The sequence below is a fragment of the Nocardioides sp. NPDC004968 genome, assembly GCF_040608935.1.
Taxonomy (GTDB): Bacteria; Actinomycetota; Actinomycetes; order Propionibacteriales; family Nocardioidaceae; genus Nocardioides.
On record NZ_JBEXJF010000009.1, the window covers coordinates 72896 to 96629 of the forward strand.

At 67.1% G+C, this 23734-nt stretch carries 23 protein-coding genes; 19 read left to right on the plus strand and 4 right to left on the minus strand.

Features of this window, described 5'->3' with window-relative positions:
* The first annotated feature begins 7 nt into the window (after nucleotides 1-7).
* Both ABZU72_RS12065 and ABZU72_RS12070 read left to right on the plus strand, forming a co-directional pair.
* Nucleotides 8-1192, plus strand: a complete 1185-nt coding sequence (locus ABZU72_RS12065) for a M23 family metallopeptidase (protein WP_355019090.1) — start codon at nucleotides 8-10, stop codon at nucleotides 1190-1192.
* Nucleotides 1173-1655: a hypothetical protein gene (locus tag ABZU72_RS12070; protein ID WP_355019091.1), complete on the plus strand. Its 483-nt coding sequence runs from the start codon at nucleotides 1173-1175 to the stop codon at nucleotides 1653-1655. The genes ABZU72_RS12065 and ABZU72_RS12070 overlap by 20 nt, the downstream gene beginning before the upstream one ends.
* Before the next feature lie 105 nt (nucleotides 1656-1760).
* Here ABZU72_RS12070 and ABZU72_RS12075 read toward each other — a convergent pair whose 3' ends face one another.
* Nucleotides 1761-3341: a DUF4236 domain-containing protein gene (locus ABZU72_RS12075; RefSeq protein WP_355019092.1), complete on the minus strand. Its 1581-nt coding sequence runs from the start codon at nucleotides 3339-3341 to the stop codon at nucleotides 1761-1763.
* Nucleotides 3342-3595: 254 nt separating this feature from the next.
* Here ABZU72_RS12075 and ABZU72_RS12080 point away from each other — a divergent pair, with 254 nt between their 5' ends.
* The 12 genes from ABZU72_RS12080 (at nucleotide 3596) to ABZU72_RS12135 (ending at nucleotide 14331) form a co-directional block, all read left to right on the plus strand.
* On the plus strand, nucleotides 3596-3904 hold the full coding sequence (locus ABZU72_RS12080; RefSeq protein WP_355019093.1) for a DUF6112 family protein: 309 nt from the start codon (nucleotides 3596-3598) through the stop codon (nucleotides 3902-3904).
* Nucleotides 3905-3907: 3 nt separating this feature from the next.
* A complete protein-coding gene (locus ABZU72_RS12085) occupies nucleotides 3908-5221 on the plus strand; it encodes a conjugal transfer protein TrbL (protein ID WP_355019094.1) in 1314 nt (437 codons plus the stop codon).
* Complete coding sequence (locus tag ABZU72_RS12090; protein WP_355019095.1) at nucleotides 5218-6675, plus strand: SCO6880 family protein; 1458 nt, start codon at nucleotides 5218-5220, stop codon at nucleotides 6673-6675. The genes ABZU72_RS12085 and ABZU72_RS12090 overlap by 4 nt, the downstream gene beginning before the upstream one ends.
* A gap of 679 nt (nucleotides 6676-7354) precedes the next feature.
* Nucleotides 7355-8341, plus strand: coding sequence for a helix-turn-helix domain-containing protein (locus ABZU72_RS12095; protein WP_355019096.1), 987 nt, complete (start codon nucleotides 7355-7357; stop codon nucleotides 8339-8341).
* A gap of 85 nt (nucleotides 8342-8426) precedes the next feature.
* Entirely contained in the window at nucleotides 8427-9488 is a 1062-nt protein-coding gene (locus tag ABZU72_RS12100) for a phenylacetaldoxime dehydratase family protein (RefSeq protein ID WP_355019097.1), read from the plus strand.
* A 146-nt stretch (nucleotides 9489-9634) separates the two neighbouring features.
* Entirely contained in the window at nucleotides 9635-11176 is a 1542-nt protein-coding gene (locus tag ABZU72_RS12105; RefSeq protein ID WP_355019098.1) for an amidase, read from the plus strand.
* Nucleotides 11173-11877 (plus strand): nitrile hydratase subunit beta, encoded by a 705-nt coding sequence (gene nthB / locus ABZU72_RS12110; protein WP_355019099.1) that lies wholly within the window; start codon nucleotides 11173-11175, stop codon nucleotides 11875-11877. The genes ABZU72_RS12105 and nthB overlap by 4 nt, the downstream gene beginning before the upstream one ends.
* A complete protein-coding gene (gene nthA / locus ABZU72_RS12115; protein WP_355019100.1) occupies nucleotides 11874-12473 on the plus strand; it encodes a nitrile hydratase subunit alpha in 600 nt (199 codons plus the stop codon). Before nthB ends, nthA begins: the two co-directional genes overlap by 4 nt.
* Nucleotides 12470-12898, plus strand: coding sequence for a nitrile hydratase accessory protein (locus tag ABZU72_RS12120; RefSeq protein WP_355019101.1), 429 nt, complete (start codon nucleotides 12470-12472; stop codon nucleotides 12896-12898). Before nthA ends, ABZU72_RS12120 begins: the two co-directional genes overlap by 4 nt.
* 23 nt (nucleotides 12899-12921) lie before the next feature.
* On the plus strand, nucleotides 12922-13122 hold the full coding sequence (locus tag ABZU72_RS12125; RefSeq protein ID WP_355019102.1) for a CbtB-domain containing protein: 201 nt from the start codon (nucleotides 12922-12924) through the stop codon (nucleotides 13120-13122).
* Nucleotides 13122-13910, plus strand: a complete 789-nt coding sequence (locus ABZU72_RS12130) for a CbtA family protein (RefSeq protein WP_355019103.1) — start codon at nucleotides 13122-13124, stop codon at nucleotides 13908-13910. Before ABZU72_RS12125 ends, ABZU72_RS12130 begins: the two co-directional genes overlap by 1 nt.
* Before the next feature lie 13 nt (nucleotides 13911-13923).
* Nucleotides 13924-14331, plus strand: a complete 408-nt coding sequence (locus ABZU72_RS12135; protein ID WP_355019104.1) for a (2Fe-2S) ferredoxin domain-containing protein — start codon at nucleotides 13924-13926, stop codon at nucleotides 14329-14331.
* Here ABZU72_RS12135 and ABZU72_RS12140 read toward each other — a convergent pair.
* A complete protein-coding gene (locus tag ABZU72_RS12140; protein WP_355019105.1) occupies nucleotides 14312-15754 on the minus strand; it encodes a substrate-binding protein in 1443 nt (480 codons plus the stop codon). The two genes, ABZU72_RS12135 and ABZU72_RS12140, sit on opposite strands and share 20 nt — an antisense overlap.
* 12 nt (nucleotides 15755-15766) lie before the next feature.
* The gene (locus tag ABZU72_RS12145) at nucleotides 15767-16111 is read right to left on the minus strand and encodes a metalloregulator ArsR/SmtB family transcription factor (protein ID WP_355019106.1); all 345 of its coding nucleotides are present in this window, start codon (nucleotides 16109-16111) and stop codon (nucleotides 15767-15769) included.
* A gap of 992 nt (nucleotides 16112-17103) precedes the next feature.
* Here ABZU72_RS12145 and ABZU72_RS12150 point away from each other — a divergent pair.
* A complete protein-coding gene (locus ABZU72_RS12150) occupies nucleotides 17104-18588 on the plus strand; it encodes an ATP-binding protein (RefSeq protein WP_355019107.1) in 1485 nt (494 codons plus the stop codon).
* 167 nt (nucleotides 18589-18755) lie between these two features.
* Here the strand turns inward: ABZU72_RS12150 and ABZU72_RS12155 are convergent, their stop codons facing one another.
* Complete coding sequence (locus ABZU72_RS12155; RefSeq protein WP_355019108.1) at nucleotides 18756-19295, minus strand: hypothetical protein; 540 nt, start codon at nucleotides 19293-19295, stop codon at nucleotides 18756-18758.
* 254 nt (nucleotides 19296-19549) lie between these two features.
* Between ABZU72_RS12155 and ABZU72_RS12160 the strand changes: the two genes are divergently transcribed.
* The 4 genes from ABZU72_RS12160 (at nucleotide 19550) to ABZU72_RS12175 (ending at nucleotide 23563) form a co-directional block, all read left to right on the plus strand.
* The gene (locus tag ABZU72_RS12160) at nucleotides 19550-20674 is read left to right on the plus strand and encodes an ArdC-like ssDNA-binding domain-containing protein (RefSeq protein WP_355019109.1); all 1125 of its coding nucleotides are present in this window, start codon (nucleotides 19550-19552) and stop codon (nucleotides 20672-20674) included.
* A gap of 134 nt (nucleotides 20675-20808) precedes the next feature.
* Nucleotides 20809-21165, plus strand: a complete 357-nt coding sequence (locus ABZU72_RS12165; RefSeq protein WP_355019110.1) for a hypothetical protein — start codon at nucleotides 20809-20811, stop codon at nucleotides 21163-21165.
* Entirely contained in the window at nucleotides 21162-22937 is a 1776-nt protein-coding gene (locus ABZU72_RS12170) for a TraM recognition domain-containing protein (RefSeq protein ID WP_355019111.1), read from the plus strand. The genes ABZU72_RS12165 and ABZU72_RS12170 overlap by 4 nt, the downstream gene beginning before the upstream one ends.
* A gap of 254 nt (nucleotides 22938-23191) precedes the next feature.
* A complete protein-coding gene (locus ABZU72_RS12175) occupies nucleotides 23192-23563 on the plus strand; it encodes a hypothetical protein (RefSeq protein WP_355019112.1) in 372 nt (123 codons plus the stop codon).
* Nucleotides 23564-23734: the final 171 nt, after the last annotated feature.

Here is a 23734-nt window from a genome sequence, read left to right on the forward strand (position 1 = left end):
CAACCAGATGCGCCTCGCAGTCGTCGCCGCCATCTTCGTGGCCTTGCTCCTCTCCCCCGTCGCCTGCCTCTCGAGCGTCGCAATCGTCGTGCAAGCGGTAGCTCTGCCGAGCAGCAGCTGCGGCGGTTCGATTGAGGTCGGCGACGTACCCGATCACCTCACTACGCGCACAGCCAACGGCATCACGATCACTCTCGACCGCACCCAGCTCACCCATGCCGCAACGATCGCCACCATCGGCAGCCGCACACCCGGCATCGGCCGTGAAGGCGTACGCATCGCCCTCATGGCGGCCCTGACCGAGTCGAGCCTGCAGATGCTGACCAACACCAGCGCCTGGCCCGAATCCACCCGCTTCCCCAACGACGGCAACGGCGGCGACCACGACTCACTCGGCCTCTTCCAGATGCGACCACTCGCCGGCTGGGGCACCGTCGCCCAACTCATGAACTCGACCTACCAAGCCCGCGCATTCTTCGGTGGGGACAACGGTCCAAACCACGGCTCACCGCGCGGACTGCTCGACATCCCCGGCTGGCGACAGCTCGCGCCGGGGGTGGCCGCACAGGCGGTCGAGGTTTCCGCGTTCCCTGATCGGTACGCCCAGTTCGAACCCGTCGCCGATGCGATCATCAACGCCCTCGCCAGCCGCACGAAGGGCCAGCCGTCGAAGGTCCCTGAGACGAGCAGGATCGTGTTCCCTCTCCCCAAAGGCACCTGGAACGCGACCAGTCCCTACGGATGGCGCATCGATCCTGTCACCGGCGCTAACTCCCTCCATACCGGCAACGACTACGCAGCCCCACTCGGCACCCCGATCCTCGCAATCGGCGACGGCACCGTGACCTACGCAGGCGCACACCCCTCCGGCTACGCCCACCTCATCCTTATCGACCACACCATCCGCGGACGCAAGGTCACCTCCGGCTACGCCCACATGTACGGCAACGGCATCCACGTACGCATCGGCGACCGCGTCGCCGCTGGCCAACACATCGCCGACGTCGGCTCCGACGGCAAGTCCCTCGGGCCCCATCTCCACTTCGAGATCCGACTCAACGGCCATTCGACATACCCCACCAGCTGGCTCAACGGTTCCCAAGACCTACCGGACGCGGCTAGGTCCGCGAACGGATGTCCGACCGCTATGCCAGGCCCGGACAGCGCACCTGATGCCCATGTACTCCCATGAGAATCCGCTGGCGACCGTGACGGTCGGCTCACTCCGAATCGATGTCTGGTACTGCGAGGACCGCCGCGACGACGATGGCAGAACGCGTCGTGCTTACGGATATCGCATCGCCGACAGCGACCCCTCCCACACTGCTTGCGAACGCACCGACCTCGAGTCCGGAGTTGGCTCCGAGATCGACGTACACGCAGCGCTGTCGACCCTGATCAGCTTCATGACCGCCGCCGGAGAGGGGTACCAGCACACGATGGCGAACCCGGGCGCCGACCCTGAGAGCAGGCGGATGTTCCCGATCTGGGTGAGCGAAGCCGCGTACATGAACGGCGAGGAGCTCGCGATCCTAACTCTTGACGCGAGTGACGCGCTGCCCCGCACGACGAGCTCGCCGGCCTCACCGTTGACCGCGGACACATCGACACGTTCCGAGTCCAGCGGACCCGGAACGAATGGACTGACCCGTTAATCGGCCGTGAAGCGGCCATCGGATATCTCGCCGAAGTCGACGTGCTAGTAGTAAGGACAACCAATCCGCATCCCAGGATGTTGATCGTCTGGGTGTCGGCGGGGGCTAGCTGTTCGGGTTGAGCATCTCGGCCAGGTCGCGCCAAGGCTGGTTGCGTTGGCCCCATCGGAAGTGCAGTTGGTACCGCGTGCCGTCGTCGGCGGTGAGGTCGAGCCTGCCGTTGATCATGCGGGAGGCCTCGGCGAACTTCACCGACCAGATCCGGGTCCGCGGGATCGTCACTTCCCTCTGCTTCGAGGTCCCGAAGAGCGCGATGGCACTTGCCCCGCCCTTGGCCCGAACTGTCAGGTTCTGACCGTCGAACTCGGCCTCGCTGCCGTAACCGTCCAGGCGCAGGAGTGGGCTTGGAGGTCGCGGGGTCACATTGCTCTGCGTGGGTGCCTGTGGTGCTGCCGCAGCTGGTGGTGGTGTTGGTGGCGGCGGTACTGCCGCGGTGGGCGGCGGTGGAGGTGGCGATGACGCAGGTACCTGCCCTGCCGGCGGTGGCGGCGGTACCTCCGTTGGGGCCGGCGGGCGTGGCAACTCCACCTCGACGCCGCCACCCACGGGCGCCGAGCTCGGTGGTTCATCGGAGGTGGAGCCAGTCGTGCCTGGGGAGTTGGTCGCGTCGAGTTCGTCAAGTAGTTCGCGTACGCCCGGGAAGGATGCGTCCTCGGCCAGCACTCGCTCGAGGTCCTTTCGAGCCATCCCCTTCTTACCGTCGAGTGCTTGGGTCTTGGCGCGCTCGACCAGAGCGAAATGTCTGATCGCGGCGTCGCGGCTCTTCGACTTGAGCGCCTCTTTGAACGCTTCGCGTGCGGCCGTCAGGTTGCCCTGCTCTCGCAGCGCCACACCTCGGTAGGCGATCAGAAGACAGGTGGGGTCGTCGTCGTTGGTGAGCCGGTTGGTCGTTGCGATGACCTCGTCGTTCATCCGGGCCGCGAGGTAGAGCTCGCACAGGGAGACAGCGGCGAACACCGAGGGGTCGAGCTGCTCGGCCATGGCTATGGCTGCGTCCAGGTCTCCTGCTTCCTGCTCAAGTTCGACCAGCGCCATGCCCACGGCGTCTCGGCTGATCGGGAACATCCCGGAGACCCCGTTCGCGATGTTGATGGTGACGTTACTAGTGTGCAGGTAGGTGCGTACGAATGCCTCGTCCTCCGGTCTGATCGGGGTCGACCAGACCCAACGCAGGATCTCGCGCGCCCGAGCGTTGTCGTCCGTGCTCATCGCGTTCAGGCCGTCCAGGGCCCCGATGAGAGGCGCTGCAACCGGGTAGGCCCGGGCGATTCTCGCGAGGTCCTGCATCCGGTTTGCCTCGATGGCCTTGTAGAGCTCCTTCTCCCACTTGGGCGCCCCCAGACCAGGCTTCGCCGGCGGTCGCGGCGCAGGAACTGCTGCAGCCTGCGGTCGCGAGGTCGCGGTGCGTTGAGCCCCTGAGTCGAGCCGCTGTGTGTAGTACATACCGGTCCCCGGGACGCTGGCAGTGCCTCGGACATGGCCTGTGCTGTTGACCGAGACGCGTGCGCCCCGCACGCCGGCCGAGGCGCTCAGCCCGGACTTGCTAACGGTCATCCGGACGCCCGGCATCACCTTGAAACTCTTCCGCGCAACGAAGCCCACGGTTGTTGTCCTCCCCACGAACACTCGCTTGGATCAGACGCTAGTCGCGATGCGCCGGATTTTCAGGCGGAAGCGTGCATCGAGGCGAGGTCGACCGCCGGCAGAGGGAATCAGGGATACCGAGCTCCCGGCGGATGCGCAGGTCCGGTCTACGGGATCCGCCGTGCGAACTCTTCACAGTGTCTACAACGAACGGTCGCCATGCCGATAACCCGAAGAGCCTTGGCGCGGCCCGCCCACCTAATGGAGGTCAACTACACCTACTCGAAGGACGTGTGATGAGCCACCCACCTCACGCACCTACGACCCTCGCCGCTGGCGTCAACGTCACGCCCAACACCAACGGACTTCCCGGCATCGCTCAGCTCCGCGAGATCGTCGGCGCAATGATGACAGTTGCCCTGATCCTCTCGGTCCTGGCCCTACTCGTCGCCGCAATCATCTGGGCACTGGGCGCGAACTCAAGCAACCCCCACCTCGCCGGCAGAGGCAAGATCGGCGTCCTAGTCGCCCTAGGCGCAGCGATCGTCACCGGCGCCAGCGTGACGCTGATCAACTTCTTCTGGAACGTCGGACGGTCGGTGTGAGCGATGAGTGTGTGCGACGTACCCGGCATCAGCGAGGTCTGCAACACCGCCGGCGAGCAGGCCGTGAATGTGGCAACGCTGCCGTTCCAATGGCTCGCCGACGCCCTGGCCGCCACCGCGACGGCACTGATCGAGACGACCTGGACCATCATCGACGACACCACCATGGTCGACCTAACCACCGGCCACTTCACCCGGATCTACAACATCGTCTTCGGCATCGCGATCGTGGTCATGCTCGGCTTCTTCCTGCTCCAGGTCGTGACCGGACTGATCCGACGCGAACCCGCAGCCCTGACCCGTGCGATCCTCGGCCTGGCCAAGTCGGTCATCGGGTCCTTCCTCGCCGTCGGTCTCCTCGCCACCGCGCTCGAGATCACCGACCAGCTCGCCCACGGCATCGTCCATGCAGCGGGCACCAACATGGATCAGATGGGCGAGGAGATGGCCGTCCTCGCCGCCTCGGTCGGCGCGATCAGCACGAAGAACCCAAGCGTCGGGATCATCCTCACCATCATCATGGCCGGCCTCTTCATCGGCGCCACCTTCCTGGTCTGGCTCAGCCTGCTGGCCCGCAAAGCCCTGCTCCTGGTCGCGGTCGTTCTCGCCCCCTTCGCCCTGGCCGGCGCCTCCTGGGACCACACCCGCACCTGGGTTTCCCGCTGGGCATCGTTCGTGATCGCCCTGATCCTGTCCAAGCTCGTCGTCGTGGTGATCTTCCTACTCGCCACCAGCCAGGTCTCCGCACCCATCAACGCCGACCTGACCAGTCTCTCGGAGCCACTCTCCGGCGTCGTACTCCTCCTCATCGCCGGCTTCGCGCCCTACCTGACCTACAAGGCCATCAACTTCATGGGCTTCGACATGTACCACGCCATGTCCGCCGAGCAAGAGACCAAACACGCCCTCAACCGCCCACTCCCCCTCCCTATCCGCCAACCCTTCCCGCAACCGCAGAAGGTCCTCGGCGTCGGAAACAACCAAGGGAATACGCCGCAACAAACCCCCTCTCCAACCGCGCCGACCGGCGGCGCAGTGACGACAACCGGTACGCAGGGAGGGACCGCCGCGGCGAACTCCGCGATGCCGGTGGCAGCCGGTACAGCGGCCGGCATCCAAGTCGCGAAGGGGAGCGCCACCGCCGGCCCGAAGGCAGGTACGTACGTCGCCTCCGCTGCCCAGAACGAAAGCGATGCCGCCGAGGGCAGTGCCTCAAAGAGCCGCGCTGTGCCGTTGACCTCCGACGTGCCGCCGCAGGCGCCGCTGCCGCGCGTCGTTGATCCGACACCAGCCACGAAGCCCAGGACCCAGCCATGAGCGTCGACCCGACGCCGTACGAGCTCACCCCGGTCAAGTTCTCCCGTCTCCCCAAGCGCGGCATCATCCTTGGCCTCTCCCTGAGCCAGCTCGTCGTACTCGGCACCGGCGCCTTTATCCTCGTCTTGGCGCTCTACACCGCCGGCAGCGCCGGGCTGGCGATCGCGTCGCCAGTCCTGGTGTCGTGTGCGGCCCTGGCGTGGGGCAGCGTCGGCGGGCGCCGGATCGTGGCCTGGCTCCCGATCACCGCCACCTGGGCCTGGCGCACCGCGACCGACCAACGCGAGTTCAGACGCCGCATCACCCGCCCGCGCCCAGTCGGCACCCTCGCACTCCCGGGCGACGCAGCCTCGCTACGCCAGTGGCACGACGAAGAGACCGGGGCGGTCATGATTCATGACCCGCATGCAGCGACACTGACCGCGATCATCGGCGTGACCCATCCAGCATTCACGCTCCTCGATCCGACCGAGCAACAACGCCGCGTCACCGGTTGGGGCCGCGTACTCGCCACCACCTGTCGCTCCGGCCGCATCGCCTCTCTCCAAGTCCTCGAACGCACCCTGCCCGACTCCGGCCGCGGCCTCGCCAACTGGTGGAACAGCCACGGCACCCACGACGACACCTGGGCCTCCAAGACCTACGCCGAGCTCATCGACCAAGCAGGACCCGCCGGCGAACGCCACGCCACCACGATCTCCATCGCCCTCGACATGAAAGCCGCCGGGCGAGCCATCCGTGCAGCGGGCAACGGCATCCGAGGCGCAGCAGCCGTGCTTCGCCAGGAGATGACAACCCTCACCGCAGCCTTACGCGCCGCCGACCTCACTCCCGGCGACTGGCTCACCCCAGGCGACCTCGCCCTGATACTCCGCACCGCCTACGACCCCGGCGTCGCCACCGCCCTCGAACGCCAAGGCACCCTCGGCCGCGACCTCGCCACCGCCGGCCCCATCGCCATCAACGAATCCTGGAGCTCGCTGCGCTCCGACTCCGCCCACCACGCCGTCCTCTGGATCAGCGAGTGGCCCAGATCTCAGGTCTACCCCGGCTTCCTCGCTCCGCTCGTGCACACCACCGGCGTACGCCGCGCGATCTCGCTCCACTACAAGCCGATACGTACGGATCTCGCCGCCCGTGACCTGCGCCGCAAGAAGACCGAGTACATCTCTGACGCCGCCCAACGCCAACGCATCGGCCAGATCGAAGACGCCCAACAGACCGCCGAATACGCCGACGTCCTCCACCAAGAAGCCGACCTCACCGCGGGCCATGGGCTCCTCCGTCTCACCGGCCTCCTGACACTCTCGGCCGGCGACCCAGACGAGCTTGAACGCGTCATCGCCACCCTCGAGCAGGTAGCCATACAGGCATCCTGTGAAACACGTCGGCTGTGGGGACAACAGGCCCACACTTTCGCTGCCGGATCTCTTCCCCTGTGCCGGACAGTGTGACCCAGTACATTACGGGCTGCTCCGGGCTCTTAGTTCGCGTCACGGTGACCGTCACGTCAATCCCAGATCTCGCGGGCTGCGAGACCCCACGTTGGTGGCATCCCTCCTCGGCCGGACGCAGAGTCCCGACATTGACCGTGACACGACCTTCTAGGAATCGGCCATAAGTGCCGTCTCCACACTGCTCCCTGGCGACCGGGATCGCACCAACAACAGACACCGTCGTTGCCCTCGCCCGCTCAGGCGACGCCGCCCCGACCCAGACATCTCTCCGATCGCGGCCGCAGCCGCCTGCGACATCTTGGTCACCGCCTCTCACCGGCGAGGACGAGACAAGTTGCCGTGCTCATCCCGCGAGGAGCAGCTCCAGGCCGCATTGCGGCGCCGGACCCAACCGGCGCACGGGTTCGAGTCGGTCGCCGCGATCGGCCTCGCATGCGGACTCAAGGATCCCGCCCACTTCAGCGCATCGTGCGTAACCGCTTCGGCGGCCCACCCCGCAACCTCCGGCGCGGCACATCCACACCCGCAGGCGCCTGAGGCCAACCGGCCACCCCAGCACCGCATGTTTCGGCACGGTGAAATCTCCCGCGAGTGGGCAGAGGACCGTTGACAGCAGCTTCGGAGAAGCGCACGGTTGACGGTTACATACCAGCGCCGAGACCGGAGGGAGAGTTTCATGCCATCGCAGGAGCTCGTCGCGATCGACACGCAGCAGGTCTCCGAGGCCGAGCGTGCCGACTACTGGCGTGCGAACGTCTGCGACACCTTCGTCCCCCTACTAGTGCGGCCCGCCTGTGACGACATCGGCGGCCGGATCGCCGGATCGTCGCTCGCGGAGACGCACGTCCGGCGCATCCGGGCCGTCGGCCACGAATTCGAACGACGCCCCGCCGACATCCGCCGTAGCGACCCCGAGGTTCTCCACTTCATGGTTCTCAACCGTGGTGTGACCCAGGTCGACCAGGATGGACGCACCGCGACACTGCATCCGGGCGACCTGCTCTTCTACGACAGCTCGCGACCGTTCCGATTCATCACCCCGAACGCCCTCGACTACACGATCGCACTGCTCCCCAAGCGCCTTCTACCGGTATCCGAGCAGAGCGTGCGGTCCGGCACGGCCCGCACCCTCAGCGGCAACGAAGGGCTGCCTGCTGTCGCCCGCGACCTGGCCCGCGCCCTCGCCCGGCACGCCATCAGCGACGCAGCAGAGAGGCAACTCGCGCTCCAGCACACGCTGGTCGGGTTCCTCGCTGCACTCCTTCCTGGCGAGGCAGCCCAGACCCCTTCCGGCGCCATCCATCGCCGGCTTGCCCGATCCTTCATCGAGCACCACCTCGGCGACCCCGACCTATCCCCTGCCGACATCGCAGCTGCCTGCAGTATCTCGGTGAGCTACCTGCACCGGCTCTTCGCTGATGACGGCTGGACGGTGGCCGGGTACCTGCGTGAGCGGCGGCTTCAGGCCGCGTACGAAGAGCTGGCGGGCGGTCGCAACCCAGGCGAGCCGGTCTCCGCTGTCGGCCATCGGTGCGGGCTTGTCGATCCGTCACACTTCAGTCGGCTCTTCAAGGCGCGCTTCGACCTGCCGCCCGGGGAGCTGCGCCGGACGTCAGGGGCGTTGCCAGGGTCGAATGTGGAGCCATCGTCAACGGCTGGATAGCCGCGTCCTACGCTGGCATGCGCCTGCCTTCCTAGTGTCGGTCACGGGGTCACGACGACCCACCCGACACCGCCAGGAGGAAGCCATGGAGTCCGCGATCGACCAGCACCTGACCTGTCCGAGGTCCCTGTCCCGCCGCGTCCCCGACAGCTACGAGCCACCGTTCCCGATGTGGGTCGGGCGTGCCGACGCCACCGTGGAGCAGGTCGTGATGGCCTACCTGGGTGTGCAGTTCCGGGACGAGGCACAGCGTCCCGCCGCGCTCGCCGCGTTGCGCCATCTGGTCAGCAGCCTCGAGGGCACCGACGGCGCCTCCCACCACGACCTCACCTACCACGTCGACAACCAGGGGCACCACAACCTCATGGTTGTCGGCTACTGGAACGACCCCGCGGCGTACTGCCGCTGGCTACTCTCCGACAAGATCTCTGGCTGGTGGAGCTCGGAGGAGCGCCTCGCCGAGGGTCTCGGCTACTTCCGTGAGGTGGTGGCACCGCGGGTTGACCAGTTCGAGACGCTGTACGCCTTCCAGGACCAGTTGCCCGGCGTCGGCGCGGTCATGGACGGGATCAGCGGCGAGATCAACGAGCATGGCTACTGGGGTTCGATGCGGGAGCGCTTTCCCCTTTCCCAGACCGACTGGATGCAGGGCCGCGGTTCATTGACGGTCGTCTCTGGCGACCCCGCCGCCGGCGGCCGCGTGGTGGTGCAGGGCCACGACAACATCGCCCTCATCCGCTCGGGCCAGGACTGGATCGAGGCGGGCGCGGAGGAGCGGGCGCTCTATCTCGACGAGATCCTGCCGACCCTGCGGGCGGGCATGGACTTCCTGCGAGACAACGGCGCCGACGTCGGCTGCTACAGCAACCGCTTCGTGCAGAGCATCGACCTGGACGGGAACCTGCTCGACGAGAGCTACAACATCGGCCACTGGGCCTCGCTGGACCGGCTCGAGCGCTGGGCGGAGTCCCACCCCACCCACCTGCGGATCTTCACCACGTTCTTCAAGGTCGCCACCCGTCTGGACAAGCTGCGGCTCTACCACGAGGTGTCGGTCTCCGACGGGCGGCAGCAACTCTTCGAGTACATCAACTGCCACCCGGCCACGGGGATGATGCGCGACTCCGAGGTCCCGGCCGACGCCTGAGCGAGGCCCCTTGCGAATTTCGTCGGCGTGACTTTTCACCCCAATACGTCGACAACCATTGACATATCGTTGTGTTCAGGGCCACAGTCTCCGGACAACCGGGTGACTTCCCAGCCACCCGACGCATCACCCTTTGGAGGAATCCCATGCCGATCGACCAGCCAGATGCGCAGGGCTTCGAAGCCCTCGCGACGGCCAACCGGCTCGCCATCGACCCCACCGATCTCTCGACCTATCTCGGTGCCGCGACCGGCCTGCTGCAGTCCTGGAATGTCGTGGAGGAGCTCTACACCGAGATCGCTCCCGTGATCCCCGAGCGGGCGTGCACTCGCCCCTCGGAGGAGGAGAACCCGCTCGGCGCCTGGTACGTCACGACCGAGATCACCGGCGCTCCCGAAGGTCCGCTCGCGGGCCGGCGTGTGGCGATCAAGGACAACACTGCCGTTGCAGGCATCCCGATGATGAACGGGTCGAGGACCGTCGAGGGCTTTGTCCCGGCGACCGACTCCACCGTGGCCGCCAGGCTCCTCGAGGCAGGCGCCACGATCGCAGGCAAGGCGGTGTGCGAGGACCTCTGCTTCTCGGGCGGATCGCACACGTCGAAGACCGGCCCGGTCCGAAACCCGTGGGACACGACCCGCTCCGCGGGCGGCTCCTCCAGCGGCAGCGGCGCACTGGTCGCCAGCGGGGAGGTCGACGTCGCCATCGGCGGCGACCAGGGCGGCTCGATCCGCATCCCGTCGGCCTTCTGCGGCACGGTCGGGCACAAGCCGACCTTCGGACTCGTGCCCTACACCGGCGCCTTCCCCATCGAACAGTCCATCGACCACCTCGGCCCGATCGCCCGCACCGTCGCCGACGCGGCGCTAGCGCTGAACGTGCTCGCCGGCCCCGACGGTCTCGACCCTCGACAGCCCGACCTGGTTACCTCCGTCGACTACCTTGCGGCCCTGCAGGAACCGGCCACAGGTCTGCGCATCGGCGTCATCACCGAGGGCTTCGGGCTGGCGAACTCCGAGCCGGAGGTGGACGCCACCGTGCGCGACGCCATCGCCATCCTCGAGGGCGCCGGCCTGGTCGCCGAGGAGGTCTCGATCCCCTGGCACCGGCACGGAGCCGCCATCTGGGACGTGATCTCCGTCGAAGGTGCCACCTTCCAGATGGTCGAGGGCAACGGCTACGGAATGAACTGGAAGGGCTACTACGACCCCGAGCTGATCGCTCACTACGGACGCCAGTGGCGCGAACATCCCGACGCGTTCTCGGAGACCGTCAAGCTCGTCGCACTCGCGGGCAAGCACGCCCTCGGCACGGAGTACGGCCGTCACTACGCGATGGCACGCGCCCTGGAGGCGTCGCTCCGCGAGGCCTATGACGAGGCGCTGGCGACGTACGACGTCCTCGTCCTCCCGACCGTCCCGATCCGCGCCAGCGTCATCCCCGGCCCGGACGCCTCGGTGGAGGAAATCCTCGGCCGCGCGCTGGAGATGGTCGCCAACACCTGCCCGTTCGACGTCACCGGCCACCCCGCGTGCTCGGTGCCGGCCGGGCTCGCCGACGGCCTGCCCGTCGGCCTGATGATCGTCGGCAAGCTGTTCGACGACGCCACCGTCCTGCGCGTCGCGCAGGCCCTGGAAACCGCAGTCGGGGGCTTCCCGCTGCCGACCACTGTAAGGAGCAACGCATGAACGGAGTGTTCGATCTCGGCGGCACCGATGGAATCGGTCCGATCGATCCGCCGGCGGAGGAACCGGTCTTCCGCGCCGAGTGGGAGAAGCCGATCTTCACCATGTTCGCCGCACTCTTCCGTGCCGGCTGGTTCGGCGTGGACGCGTTCCGCCACGGCATCGAGAACATGGATCCCGCGGTCTACCTCAAGGCGCCCTACTACGAGCACTGGCTCGCCAGCTTCGAGTACCACGGCGCCCGCACCGGCAACCTCGACATCGCCGAACTGGACCGCCGAACCGCGCACTACCTGGCAAACCCGGATGCTCCGCTCCCCGAGCACGAGCAGAGCCAGGAGCTGCTCGACTTCGCCAACGCCGTGGTGCCCGCAGGTGCCAGCGCCCTCCGCCCGACCGACAAGGAGCCACGCTTCAAGGTCGGCGACACGGTCCGGATGAGCACCGACGTCCCGTTCGGCCACACCCGCATCGCGGGCTACACCCGCGGCAAGGTCGGCACGGTCATCTCCCACCACGGCTCTTTCATCTACCCCGACACCGCCGGCAACAACCTCGGCGAGGACCCCCAGCACGTCTACACGATCAAGTTCGACGCCACCGAGCTGTGGGGCGCCCACGGCGATGCCAACGGCACGGTGTGCTTCGACGCATGGGACCCCTACCTCACCCTCGTCACCACCACCGAAGGAGCAGCAGCATGAGCAGTCTCGTCCCCAGCCAGGAGGAGATCTCCGCGCGCGTCAAGGCCCTGGAGTCGATGCTCATCGAGCAGGGCGTCATCACCACCTCGATGGTCGACCGGATGGTCGAGATCTACGAGAACGAGGTCGGCCCTCAGCTCGGCGCCAAGGTCGTCGCCAAGGCGTGGAGCGACCCCGAGTTCAAGGCCCGCCTTCTCAAGGATGCCACCGAGGCGTGCAAGGAGCTCGGCATCAGTGGCCTCCAAGGCGAGGACATGGTCGTTCTGGAGGACTCCGACGACGTCCACCACGCCATCGTGTGCACCCTCTGTTCCTGCTATCCGTGGCCGGTGCTGGGTCTCCCGCCGAACTGGTACAAGGAGCCCGCCTACCGCGCCCGGATCGTACGAGAGCCGCGCAAGGTGCTCGCCGACGAGTTCGGGTACGTGGTCCCTGACTCCACCGAGATCCAGATCTGGGACTCGAGCTCGGAGATGCGCTACTGGGTCCTGCCCCAACGTCCCGCCGGGACCGACGACTGGTCCGAGGACCAGCTCGCCGAGCTCGTCACCCGCGACTCCATGATCGGCGTCGGCCCGGTGAAGGCCGCGTCATGACCCCCACCATGACCGACCTCCACACACTCCCCGTCGACGCACGCCGTCAGGTCGTCGAGCAACTGGTCTGCGGCCTCCCGGGTGGCCGCCCCGGCGAACTGTCCTTCGAGCAGCCGTGGGAGATCCGGGCGTTCGCACTGGCGGTCGCGGCTCACAGGGCCGGCGAGTACCGGTGGCCCGCCTTCCAGGGAGCACTCATCGACTCGATCAAGGAATGGGAGACCCAGAACCCGGGCCTCACGGACCCGTCATGGTCCTACTACGAGCACTGGGTCACCGCCCTCGAGACGGTCCTCGGCGAGGCCGGGGTCATCGAGTCCTCGACGGTCGAGGAGCGCACCCAAGAGGTTCTGGCCACCCCCGCCAACCGCAACCACCACGAGGCTCACCTCGAGCCGATCGCCATCGACCCTGCTCGCAGCTGAGCCATCGACCAAAGGAGAATCCCATGAGCAACTCGACCACATCGCTCGCTCCGGCACAGTCCGCCAGCGTCCCTCTCTGGGCCTGGGCGGTCGCCGCCATCGCCCTCTTCGCCGTGTACTTCCTGGTCCAGGAGAACGGCGCCATCCTCTCGGCCGACGCCGCCACCTGGCTCCACGAGGTCACCCACGACGGACGGCACGCACTCGGCGTGCCCTGCCACTGATGTCCGCGGCGAAGGCGGGCTGGGGCACCCGTATGCTCACCGGCCTGGCCGCCGGCGCCGCTGCCGGGCTCTCGGCCACAGCGGTCCTCCTGCTGGCAGTGGAACCCCGCATCGACGCAGCGATCGCCATCGAGAAGGGCACCTCGGGTGGCCATGCTCACGAGGCGACCGCGGGAGCGCATGACCACGGCGAACTGGTGACCCGGCTGCAACAGCAGATCGGCGGCGCAGTCACCGTCATCATCGTCGCCGCGCTGCTCGGGCTCGCCTTCGCCGTGGTCTACACCCGGGTGCGACACCGCCTGCCCGGCTCGACAGAGGTCGGCCGCTCGGTCGCACTCGGCGTACTCGGCTTCACGGCGTTCGCCCTCGCACCGGCGCTGATACTGCCTGCCAACCCGCCTGCGGTCGGCGACCCGGACACGGTAAACCAGCGCACGGCCGGCTACCTTCTGGTCATCCTGCTGACGATCCTGCTCACGATCGCAGTGTTCGCGCTCACCCGTTCGCTGGCCGAGCGCGGCGTCAGCCCAGAGGCACGCTGGGTCGTCGGCTGCCTGCTCGGCGTCGCCGGCGCCGTCGCCCTGCTCACGCTGTTCCCACGGGTGGACAGCGCGATCCCGCACGAGGTCCCAGCAGCGCTCATCTGGGAGTTCCGCCTCACCTCGCTCGGGCAACTCGCGGCCATGTGGGGCGTCCTCGGCCTTGCACACGGCGTGCTCACCACCCGGCTGCTCACCGCCCAAAGCCGGCGCCGAGACGCAAACCCCAGCCCTGTGGCCGTCTGAGCGGCCGACCGGCATGCACACCACATCCGCGGCAGGCGGTGACCGCTGCACCGTCACCGTCTGCCGCGGCTGCTGCTGCGGCAGCACCGAGGTCCATCCGGACGTGAACCACGCAGCGCTCGTCACCGACCTCGGCGACCGTCTCGGAAGCCGCGCCTCGCTCCGCGTGACCGGCTGCCTATGGGTCTGCGGCGCGGCCAACGTCATCGTCGTCTCACCAGGCGCCGACGCTCGGCGCTCCGGCGCCCGGCCGGTCTGGTTCGCACGCATCCTCCGCCCCAAAGAGAACGCGGCCATCGCCACGTGGGTCCATGCGGGAGGACCGGGGCGCGCCCCACTCCCCAAACTGCTCGAACAGCACCTCACCCTCCCCTTCCGACGCCGCCGGAAGCAGGTACGGCTCACCTCGCCAGATGCGTGAGCTGCTCGGTTACGTGGAGTATCCCGCCCTGAGAGGTGGCGAGATAGATCGGCTGATGCACACCCCGCCACGACGTGCTGACCCTCCCCCGCGGACCGTCGTACGTCACTCCCTCACGAAGCCGTTCGCCCACCACGCCCGGATCCCAGGACCCACCATCTGCGGCTGCCCGGGTGACCAGATGCACCGCCTCATAGAGCCCCTCGGTCATGCTCGACACAGGCGCCGCCCCGGACCCGAACCGCCGGCGGTACTCGGCTTTGAACGCATGGTTGGCCGCGGAGTCGAGGCTCTCGAAGTACGAGAACGCCGTCCAAAGCCCCTCGCTGGCATCCGGCCCGATGAACTCGTGCGTCGACTCGTCCAGGACGAGCGCCAGCGTCGCCACCTCCTGACGTAGACCAGCGGCGTGCATCTGCTGCTCGAACGCGACCTCGTCGGCACCGACGAGCGAAGAGACGACGAGATCAGCACCGCTACGGCGGATGGAGGCGATGAGCGAGGCGAAGTCGGTCGTCCCCAGTTCGGCGTACGCCTCCGCAGCCACCGAGCCACCGGACCGCTCAACCACCTTTCGGACCGCCCGGTTGGCGCCCCGGGACCAGCAGTAGTCGTTGCCCGCCAGGTAGAAGTGGGACCCACTCGTCGCACGCATCAGAGCTGGGATGGCGGCGGCCGCCTGGGCGGCGGGGCGCTCGCCGAGACGAAGAAGCTCTGCCCCGCCGGCACCGCCCTCGTTCACCGGTGTGTGGATGATCAAGACCCCGTACTTGCGTGCCACCGGGCGCAGCGCTTGGAAGACCGCGGAAGTGACATTGGCCAGCACCACCCGGCACCCCGCGTGAGCCAACCGGACCAGCTCGGCCGCCCCGAGGCCCGGATGGGTGCCATCGTCACCTGTCAACAGCTCCAGCGGACGACCCAGCACACCACCGTCTGCATTGATCTGCTCGACCGCCAACCGCGCGGTATTCCGTGCCGCGACCGAGAACACGCTGCCGGGACCCGTGCCGCTGAAGATCAAACCGAGCCGCCACACATCACCGGAGGCAGGAACCGTCGTGATCACCATGCGCCGCGCCCAGTCCAAGATCTCTCCATCCAACTCCACGGCAATCCGCACCGTGGAGCATCCAGGGGCGTCGGGGCGCACGCTCACAGACACCCGCCCGGTCCAGGGGAGGTCGTGATGAAGTACGAAGCGTCGGGGACGATCGACACTGACGACGCGCCCCAAGATCTCGACACGCTGACCGCCGAGCGCGGCGGGGAGGGTCAACGGGATGGCCACCGGCACACCGAGTCGCAGCGCTTGACCCCTCGGCAGGCGCCAGCCAGGCAGGCCACCTCTTGCGATCACCTCGAAGGCCTGCTCGGGCGGACACGGGAGCTGTTCCCTGTCCGCGAGGATGATCTCGCCCATGGGCGACCCCTGTCAGCCGGTAGCGGAAGAGCGCCCTTCTGCGCTCCGCGGAGCCACCCCGGCGTCGGACCTCAACTCATCAAGCGAGTCCCGGTAGACCTGGGCGACGAACCCCACCAGCTGCGATGCAGGCGTCGGGTCAATGCTGTAGAAACGGAAACGGCCTTCACGACGCTCGGTCACCAGGCCGGCCATACGGAGCACCCGAAGGTGGCTGGACACCGTCGTCCGGCCCACGCCTTGGACCCGCTCGGCGATGTCGCCGACCGCGAGCTCGCCGTCCGCTAGCGCGAGCAGGATCTCGCGTCGGCTCGGGTCGGCGAGGGCGTCGAAAACGAGCCCACCTTGCGGCGCCACAGCGGGCTCCTGATCTGTCGAGGGATGATGACATATCGACGATATCCCACTGACGAGCTGCGCGGGAAGAAGTCCTCATAGCAGTACTCCTTAAGAGCCGATGGTCGACGACCTCCAGCTCAATTCATGACCCTCGCCGCTCAGCACATTGCGGCCACTGCACCCGATGAGGTGGCCAACGCGGGGTCGTCATCAACACCGCATCCATGGCCGCGTTCGACGGAGGGATCGGGCCGCCCGCCTCGCCGCATCCCAAAGGGAGTGGTCGCGATGACCCTGCCTCGGCGCGCGACCTGGCCGCGCCCAGCATCAAGGGTCTGCACCATCGCGCCCGAGATCACGGACACACCGATGCTGACCACGTATCCCAGACGAGGCAGGAGCCGGCCGGCGTGTCCTTTCACCATGGCTCGACGCCCCCGACGAATACGCCGACTTCTTCCTGGCCGTCGTCCGCAACGACTACGTCAACGGCGAGATCATCCGACTCGGCGGCGACTCCGCATAGCAGCACGCTGACCACCCGAAGGTCCCCTACATGCACCTCTTCGCTGAAACGCCCCGTATCAGAACTGGAGACGCACCATGCCAACCAGCGACTCAAGCACCCACGCAGCCCAAGCACGCGAAAGCCTGCGCCACCTCGCCCACAGCAGCCGGAGGATCGAGGACCCCGGCGAGCTCTACGACCTGCTTGGCGACATCTCGCTCGCACTCAGCTCGATGTCACAGGCCCTTCACCAGATTGCCCGAGTCCACGACGCTCTCGACCCCGGCCGCGCCCGCGTCGCCGAGAGCACTCGCAGCGGAAGGGCAACCTCATACGCGGTCTCCTGGGAAGTCCACCGATCTGCCGAGATCCTCACCCAGGCCGCAAGCGGAATCGACCGTGCATGTCAGAACGAGGCACGAATCTCGTACGCGCCACCGGATCCGACCCTCAACCAACCGATCGGCGGCAGTCGCGCCATCGCAGGCACCGGAATCCAGCGATGACCGACCGCCTCCAATCAGCCACGCTGGTCTCCCCAGGACGGGAGTCACGCCGCGACCGCAAGCGACGCCGCGAACTAGCCAAGCACCTCGTTTCTGAAGACCGGACCCAGCTACGCACACAGAGGCGGGCCGAATTCGAAGCCCTCGCAGCAGAGCGCCGCGCGACACGACCGCTACCGCGGTCCGGCGAGCCAGGCCGTGCGGCTCTCCGGACTCCTGGCAGGCTCCGGCTCCCCCGCCACCAGGACACCTCCGCAACCCTAGCTGGGGCGTATCCCTTCATCGCCGAAGGCGGACTCGGCGCCGATGGCGTCTTTGTCGGCACCGACCTCTACTCCGGCTCCTCGTTCGTCTACGACCCCTGGGTCCTCTACGCCCGCGGCCTGATCACCGCCCCCAACGTGGTGCTCGCCGGCATCGTCGGCGCAGGCAAGTCAGCCCTCGCCAAGAGCCTGTACGCACGATCGATCTCCTTCGGGCGACGCGTGTACGTCCCGGGCGACCCCAAGGGCGAACACACACCAGTCGCGAAAGCCGTCGGCGGCCAAGCCATCGCACTCGGCCATGGCCTGTCCAACCGACTCAATCCACTCGACGAGGGCCACCGGCCACGTGGCGTCGACGACGCCCAATGGGCGAGTCAGGTGACTGCCCGCCGCCGCGACCTGATCGGTGCGCTGACTGAGACGATGCTGAGTCGACATCTCACCCCACTGGAGCACACTGCCATCGACATCGCCCTGACCGCTGCCTCGCGCGCGACTGACGTTCCGGTCCTGCCGCTTGTTGTCGACCGACTCCTCTCTCCCGACCCCAGAGACGATCCCGACGGACGTCTAATCGAAGACGGTCGTCTGGCCGGTCACGGTCTTCGGCGCCTGGTCGCCGGCGATCTTGCGGGCCTTTTCGACGGTCCGTCGACCGTACGCTTCGACCCGTCCCTGCCGATGGTCTCCCTTGACCTCTCCCGGGTCTCCGAGAACTCCACTCTGATCTCCGTCCTGATGACCTGTGCCTCCGCCTGGATGGAGTCCGCCCTCCTCGATCCTGACGGCGGCCAACGCTGGGTGATCTACGATGAGGCCTGGCGCCTGATGCAACACCCAGCGCTCCTCCGCCGGATGGACGCCCACTGGCGTCTCGCCCGGCACTACGGGATCGCGAACATGCTGATCTTTCACAAGCTCACCGACCTCGACAACGTCGGCGACCACGGCTCCGCCGCCCGCGCGCTGGCATCCTCGCTCCTCGCGAATGCCGAGACGCGTGTTGTCTACAGACAAGAGACGGATCAACTCGGTCACACTGCGTCGGCCCTCGGTCTCACGGGCACCGAGCAGTCCCTGCTCCCGACGCTCGGAACCGGCCAAGGTCTCTGGCGGATCAAAGACCGATCCTTTCTCGTTCAGGCGCAACTACATCCGGCCGAACTTTCGCTATACGACACCTCACGCAGAGCATCCGGAACGACCGACTCCTAGCCGAGATCCGCAGAACCCGCTGCGCCTGCACGCGGGGGCATGGCCCCGACGCCATGGGTTCAGACCCTGCTCCTCCGGAACAGCGTGAGAGCTCCATCAAGTGGATCCTGCTGTAGACGCGCAGGGGTCTATTGCCGAGGCGGACGAGAACTGACCAGTGTCTCGGATCAAGCGGACCCGGTTTCGGTCCGTCCAGGAAACGCTGGTTCAGCGTCTGGGTCGTCCGGGTCGTACCCTCCGGAGAGGCCGGAGCGCGCCTTGTTGATGTCGCCGGATGCACCAGCCCACTGAAGCTGGTAGTCGTCGGTGTTCACGGTGCAGTACCAGTCGGTGATGCAGTCGTTCCACTCCTGCGCCGTGGAGGCGTAAACGGCCAGTGCGCCGGAGGCCAAGTTGTAGATGTTCTGGCAGCCGTCGGCCAGGTCGTACGACTGAACTGTTCCCCGCTCGACGGCCGCGTCGCCTGCCGCCTCCCTAAGTTCACCGTTCGTTACGCCGACGTCGAGCTGGCTGTCGATCGCATAGACAGCGTCGACGAAGTCCCCGATCTCCTTCTGGCACGTCCTCCAGGCATCCTGGTTGGCCTTGACTTTCGCGGCCGCCGCAGCTTCTTGCCTGTAGTCGATGATCGCTTCGACACCGCGCCAGATCACGACACCTGCTGCGCCGATGACGAGCACGGAGACCACTACAACGATGACGACCAACCTGCGCCGGCGCTTCCTGGGCGCCGGAGGTGGCCCAGAGGGCGGTGGCATCGAAGGGCCCGGAGGATAGGCGGTCATAGCGGCGATACTCGCGACCGTAGAATCGTCTCGCTGGTGATCCGAACACTGGATACCCGGGATCGGGGACACGGAGCCGCGCCGTCGATCCGCGCCAGGCGTACGCCGCACCCCCGAACCAGCTGGTAGGGACCACAGCTCCAAGACCCGTTCAGCATGTCCAGAGGTCAACCGGTGTGCACCTCATCAACATGGCATGGAACGACGACCAAACACGGCGCATGCGTCGGGCTGACAACAAGGCGCAAGCGCGGGCGAAGCGTCAAGCGCAGCTCGAGGTGATGCACGAGCGGATGGTCGGTGAGGTCGAACAGTTGGTCACGGGCGAAGACTGGCGTCGAGCGCTCGAGTTCGCGACCAAGTTCCGGAGCAGGAGCTTCCACAACGTCCTCCTGATCCACCGGGCACACGAAGAGGCCTACGCGCAGGGGTTGGTGCCGACCCCAATACCGACCTATGTCGCCGGGTACCGCCAATGGCAGACGCTTGGACGGTCAGTGATGAAAGGTCAGCCCGGCACGCAGATCATGGCACCGGTCAAAGTCAGGGTCGCGTCGATGACCCCGCAGGACCCCGGCTCGTGGCGGCGTCTCGCGGGCGGCGAGCGGGCCAAGCCTGGGGAGACGACGAGATACAAGATGGCCGGGCTGCGGCCGGCGTACGTTTGGGACATCTCGCAGACCGAGGGCGATCCGATTCCCGAGCCACCCAAGCCGAAGCTGCTCGAGGGTGCTGCTCCCGAGGGGTTGTGGGAGGCCCTGGCCGAGCACATCACCGAGCGTGGGTTCGATCTGCGCCTGGTGTCTAACGCGGCTGCGATCGGCGGCACGAACGGGCTCACCGACTTCATGACCCGTTCGGTCTCGGTCCGTGTGGACATGGATGACGCTGCGATGGTCCGCACGCTCGCCCACGAAGCCGGCCATGTCCTGCTGCACTCCCCCTTCGACATGCAAGAGGATGCGGCTCTGCACCGCGGCATCAAGGAGGTCGAGGCCGAGGGCGTCTCGATGATGATCACGGGGGCTCACGGGATGGACAGCAGCCAGTACAGCGTCCCGTACGTGTCGACCTGGGCCTCGCAGGTGCCAGGCACCGATCCGGTGCAAGTCGTCCAGGACACCGCTGCGCGCGTCCGTTTCGCGGCGATCAGCATCCTGAACCATCTCGACACCGAGAAGGTCCCCGACGGTACGCCACCAGGACTGGACCGCGACGATTCCGCCCGCTCGATGCCGAACGGGCGCGACCTGAGCCGCCCGACGCCCGAGACCACCTCGGTCGAACAGCCAGGTCTGTGATGGCCAGCCACTCAAGAACCGACGTCCCGATCGCTCTCCCAACCGTCCGGATCGAAGTCGACGCCGACGGCGCACTCACAGTCACCATCGACAAGGAGCCATGCGCGATCCCTCCCGGATTCGACCGTGACCATGTGCGAGGACTGCTCCGAGACCTAGCTCGTGACCTTGGGCCGATCCGCGTCGAGATCACCGAGTCCAACGGCGAGAAGTACATCGACATCCAAGTACCTGGCGATCACGACCCCGCACCGCCAGCCCCCGCGCCCAGCCGCCCGGCATCCCACGGAATCCGCGGACGCTTCGATGCCGGTGAGGACGTGTTGGTCGCGGTCGTGGTGGCGCGGCGAACCGCGGAGACCGACGGCACCGTTCCTATGCGAATGCCTCCGGCGTTCCTGCAGAGATACGGCAACGACGTGCTCCTCATCGGACGAGACACGAAGGTGTCGGCCGCTCTTGCCGACGGCGGTGAAGGCGTGAGGTCGTGAACCCCGGTCCGCGCCAGGTCGACGACCAGCTGGTCAATCTCGGCCTCATCGTTCTGCTCGGCGGCGCTGTCGTCCTGGGACTGCTCCGCCTGGCCGGGTCAATCGCGGCATGGCTGACAAGAGCGACCAGACCTCAGCGAGGGCTCGATGGCGCACGCGGTGTGATCGCCACTCCGACTGATCCTGGTGCTGCCCTCGGCGCTCACGGTCTCTCGCCCATCGCCTACTGGTTCGTGGTTGCGGCACTCTTCGCCCTCATTGGGGCGATCGCTTGGTCAGGCTGGCGGGCGCTCAGCACCATACGAGAAACGTCAAAGCGAGACGTACGCCGCGTCGATGGCGTCGCGACCCGCCGCGATGTCACGCGCGTCGCCTCCGAGTCTGCCCTCCTCAAGCGCGCTCACAACCTTCGCCCCAGCCTTCCCAGCCCAGACGCCCACGACGTCGGATACCTCCTCGGCACTGCCCGAGGGCGAGGCGTGTGGACCTCGGTCGAGGACTCCGTGCTCGTGCTCGGCCCACCTCGCTCCGGCAAGGGCCTCCACCTGGTGGTCAACGCGATCCTCGATGCTCCCGGGGCCGTCGTCACCACTGCTACCCGTCCCGACAACATCACCATCACGCTCGAGGCCCGCCGCAAGCGCGGACCAGTCGCCATCTTCGACCCCCAACGCCTGGCGGAGGGCCTCCCTAGTGGCCTTCGCTGGTCCCCCGTACGCGGCTGCGAGGACCCCCTCGCTGCGATGATCCGCGCCACCGGCCTTGCCTCCGCCACGGGCCTCTCCGCCGGCGGGGTCGAGAGCGGCGGGTTCTGGGAAGGCAAGACCCGTACTGCCCTTCAAGCACTCCTCCACGCCGCGGCGCTTGACCGACGCACCCCTGCGGAGCTTCTCTCCTGGACCCTCGCTCCTTCCGCAGCAGCGGACGCCGTGGCCATCCTTGCCAGCCACTCCGACGCCGCGACCGGGTGGGCAGAATCGCTGGACTCGATGATCGAATCCGACCCACGTACCCGCGACTCGATCTGGATGGGCGTCTCCCTCGCCTTGTCCGCGCTCGCCGACCCACGCGTCCTCGAAGCCGTCAGCCCCACCGATGACGAGGCGTTCGACCCCGCCACGTTCCTCGAGGACAACGGCACCCTCTATCTGCTCGCCACCGGAGCCGGCGCTGGCGCCTCCTGGCCACTGGTCGCCGCGCTGATCGAAGACCTCGTCGAGACCGCGCGCCACCTGGCCGCCCGCTCCTCTGGCGCCCGCCTCGACCCACCGGTGCTCCTCGCGCTCGACGAGATCGGCAACCTCGCCCCACTCCCCTCACTCCCCACCCTCATGGCCGAAGGCGGCGGAACGGGCATCACCACCATGCCCGTCCTCCAGTCACTCTCCCAGGCACGCGACAAGTGGGGCGACCACGCGGCCAATGCCATCTGGGACGCCGCCATCGTCAAGGTCATCCTCGGGGGCACGGCCTCCGCACGCGACCTACAAGACCTCTCCACTCTTATCGGCGACCGCGACGAGCGCACCGACACCATCACCATCGGCGATCACGGCTCCCGCGGACTACAACGCTCCACGCGCCGCGTACCCATCCTCCCGCCCGACACCATCCGCACCCTCCCCTTCGGCACCGGTCTCGTGCTGCTCCGATCCATACCACCGATCGTCACCGACCTCCGCCGCTGGACCGACCGCCCCGACGGTCACGAGCTCGCCCGACTCCGCGCCACGACCGAGCAGCTATTGGGATACCCGTCGACGAGGTCATGACGGGCGCAGCTGTCGATAAGGATCGGCTACGGGGTACGGGAACAGTGCGGGAAAGGTACGGGTCTCGGACGTCAAGGTCTTGCGGGAGTCTGAGTGCTAACGCCTTGGGGAACGTCCTCGAGCCGTGACTTCGCTCTTCGACGGGTGCCCGCCTGTAGAAGAGACGGATGTACCAATTGCGCTGAGAAGGGGAAAGCATGCGAAGATTAACGACCATCTTGATCTCGCTGATCGCAGCTCTGTCTACATTCGCAGTGACCAACACGTCTCCAGCACACGCCGACGGCGGTGGTTCGGCCTACTTCGAGTGGGCTCAGTTCAGGTGGAGCGTCAAGAGTGTCAGCAACAGCCACGTCGAGTTGTACGGGCTGGTCAAGGACACAGCTTGCGATCGCCGCGCTCCCGCGCTGAACTTCCAGTTCTACGACGACGAAGGCGTCTACATCGACTCGGTCCAGATCCGGAACTCCAAGGGATGCAACTCGACCCTGACCACCACCAAGAAAGCTACGGCAACCATCCTCAAGGGCAAGCGAAGCGGGACTGTGAAGGTCCACAAGCAGAAGTGCAGCAACTCTCTGTGCTGGGGTGCAGGCACGGTTCCGAGCTACTACTGGCAGGTCTGAATCCGGGAAGACCCGGCGACATCGGGCCGTGAGTTCGTCGGCGAAGCTGCTCAGCCCTGGTCATAGCAACCAGGGCTGAGTGCGTTTTGATGCTCGACCCCGCCTTCGAAGGCCGATAGGAAGCGCCTCATTACCAAGAAGGTCGACTGGCCAACGCACGCCAGCGACCAA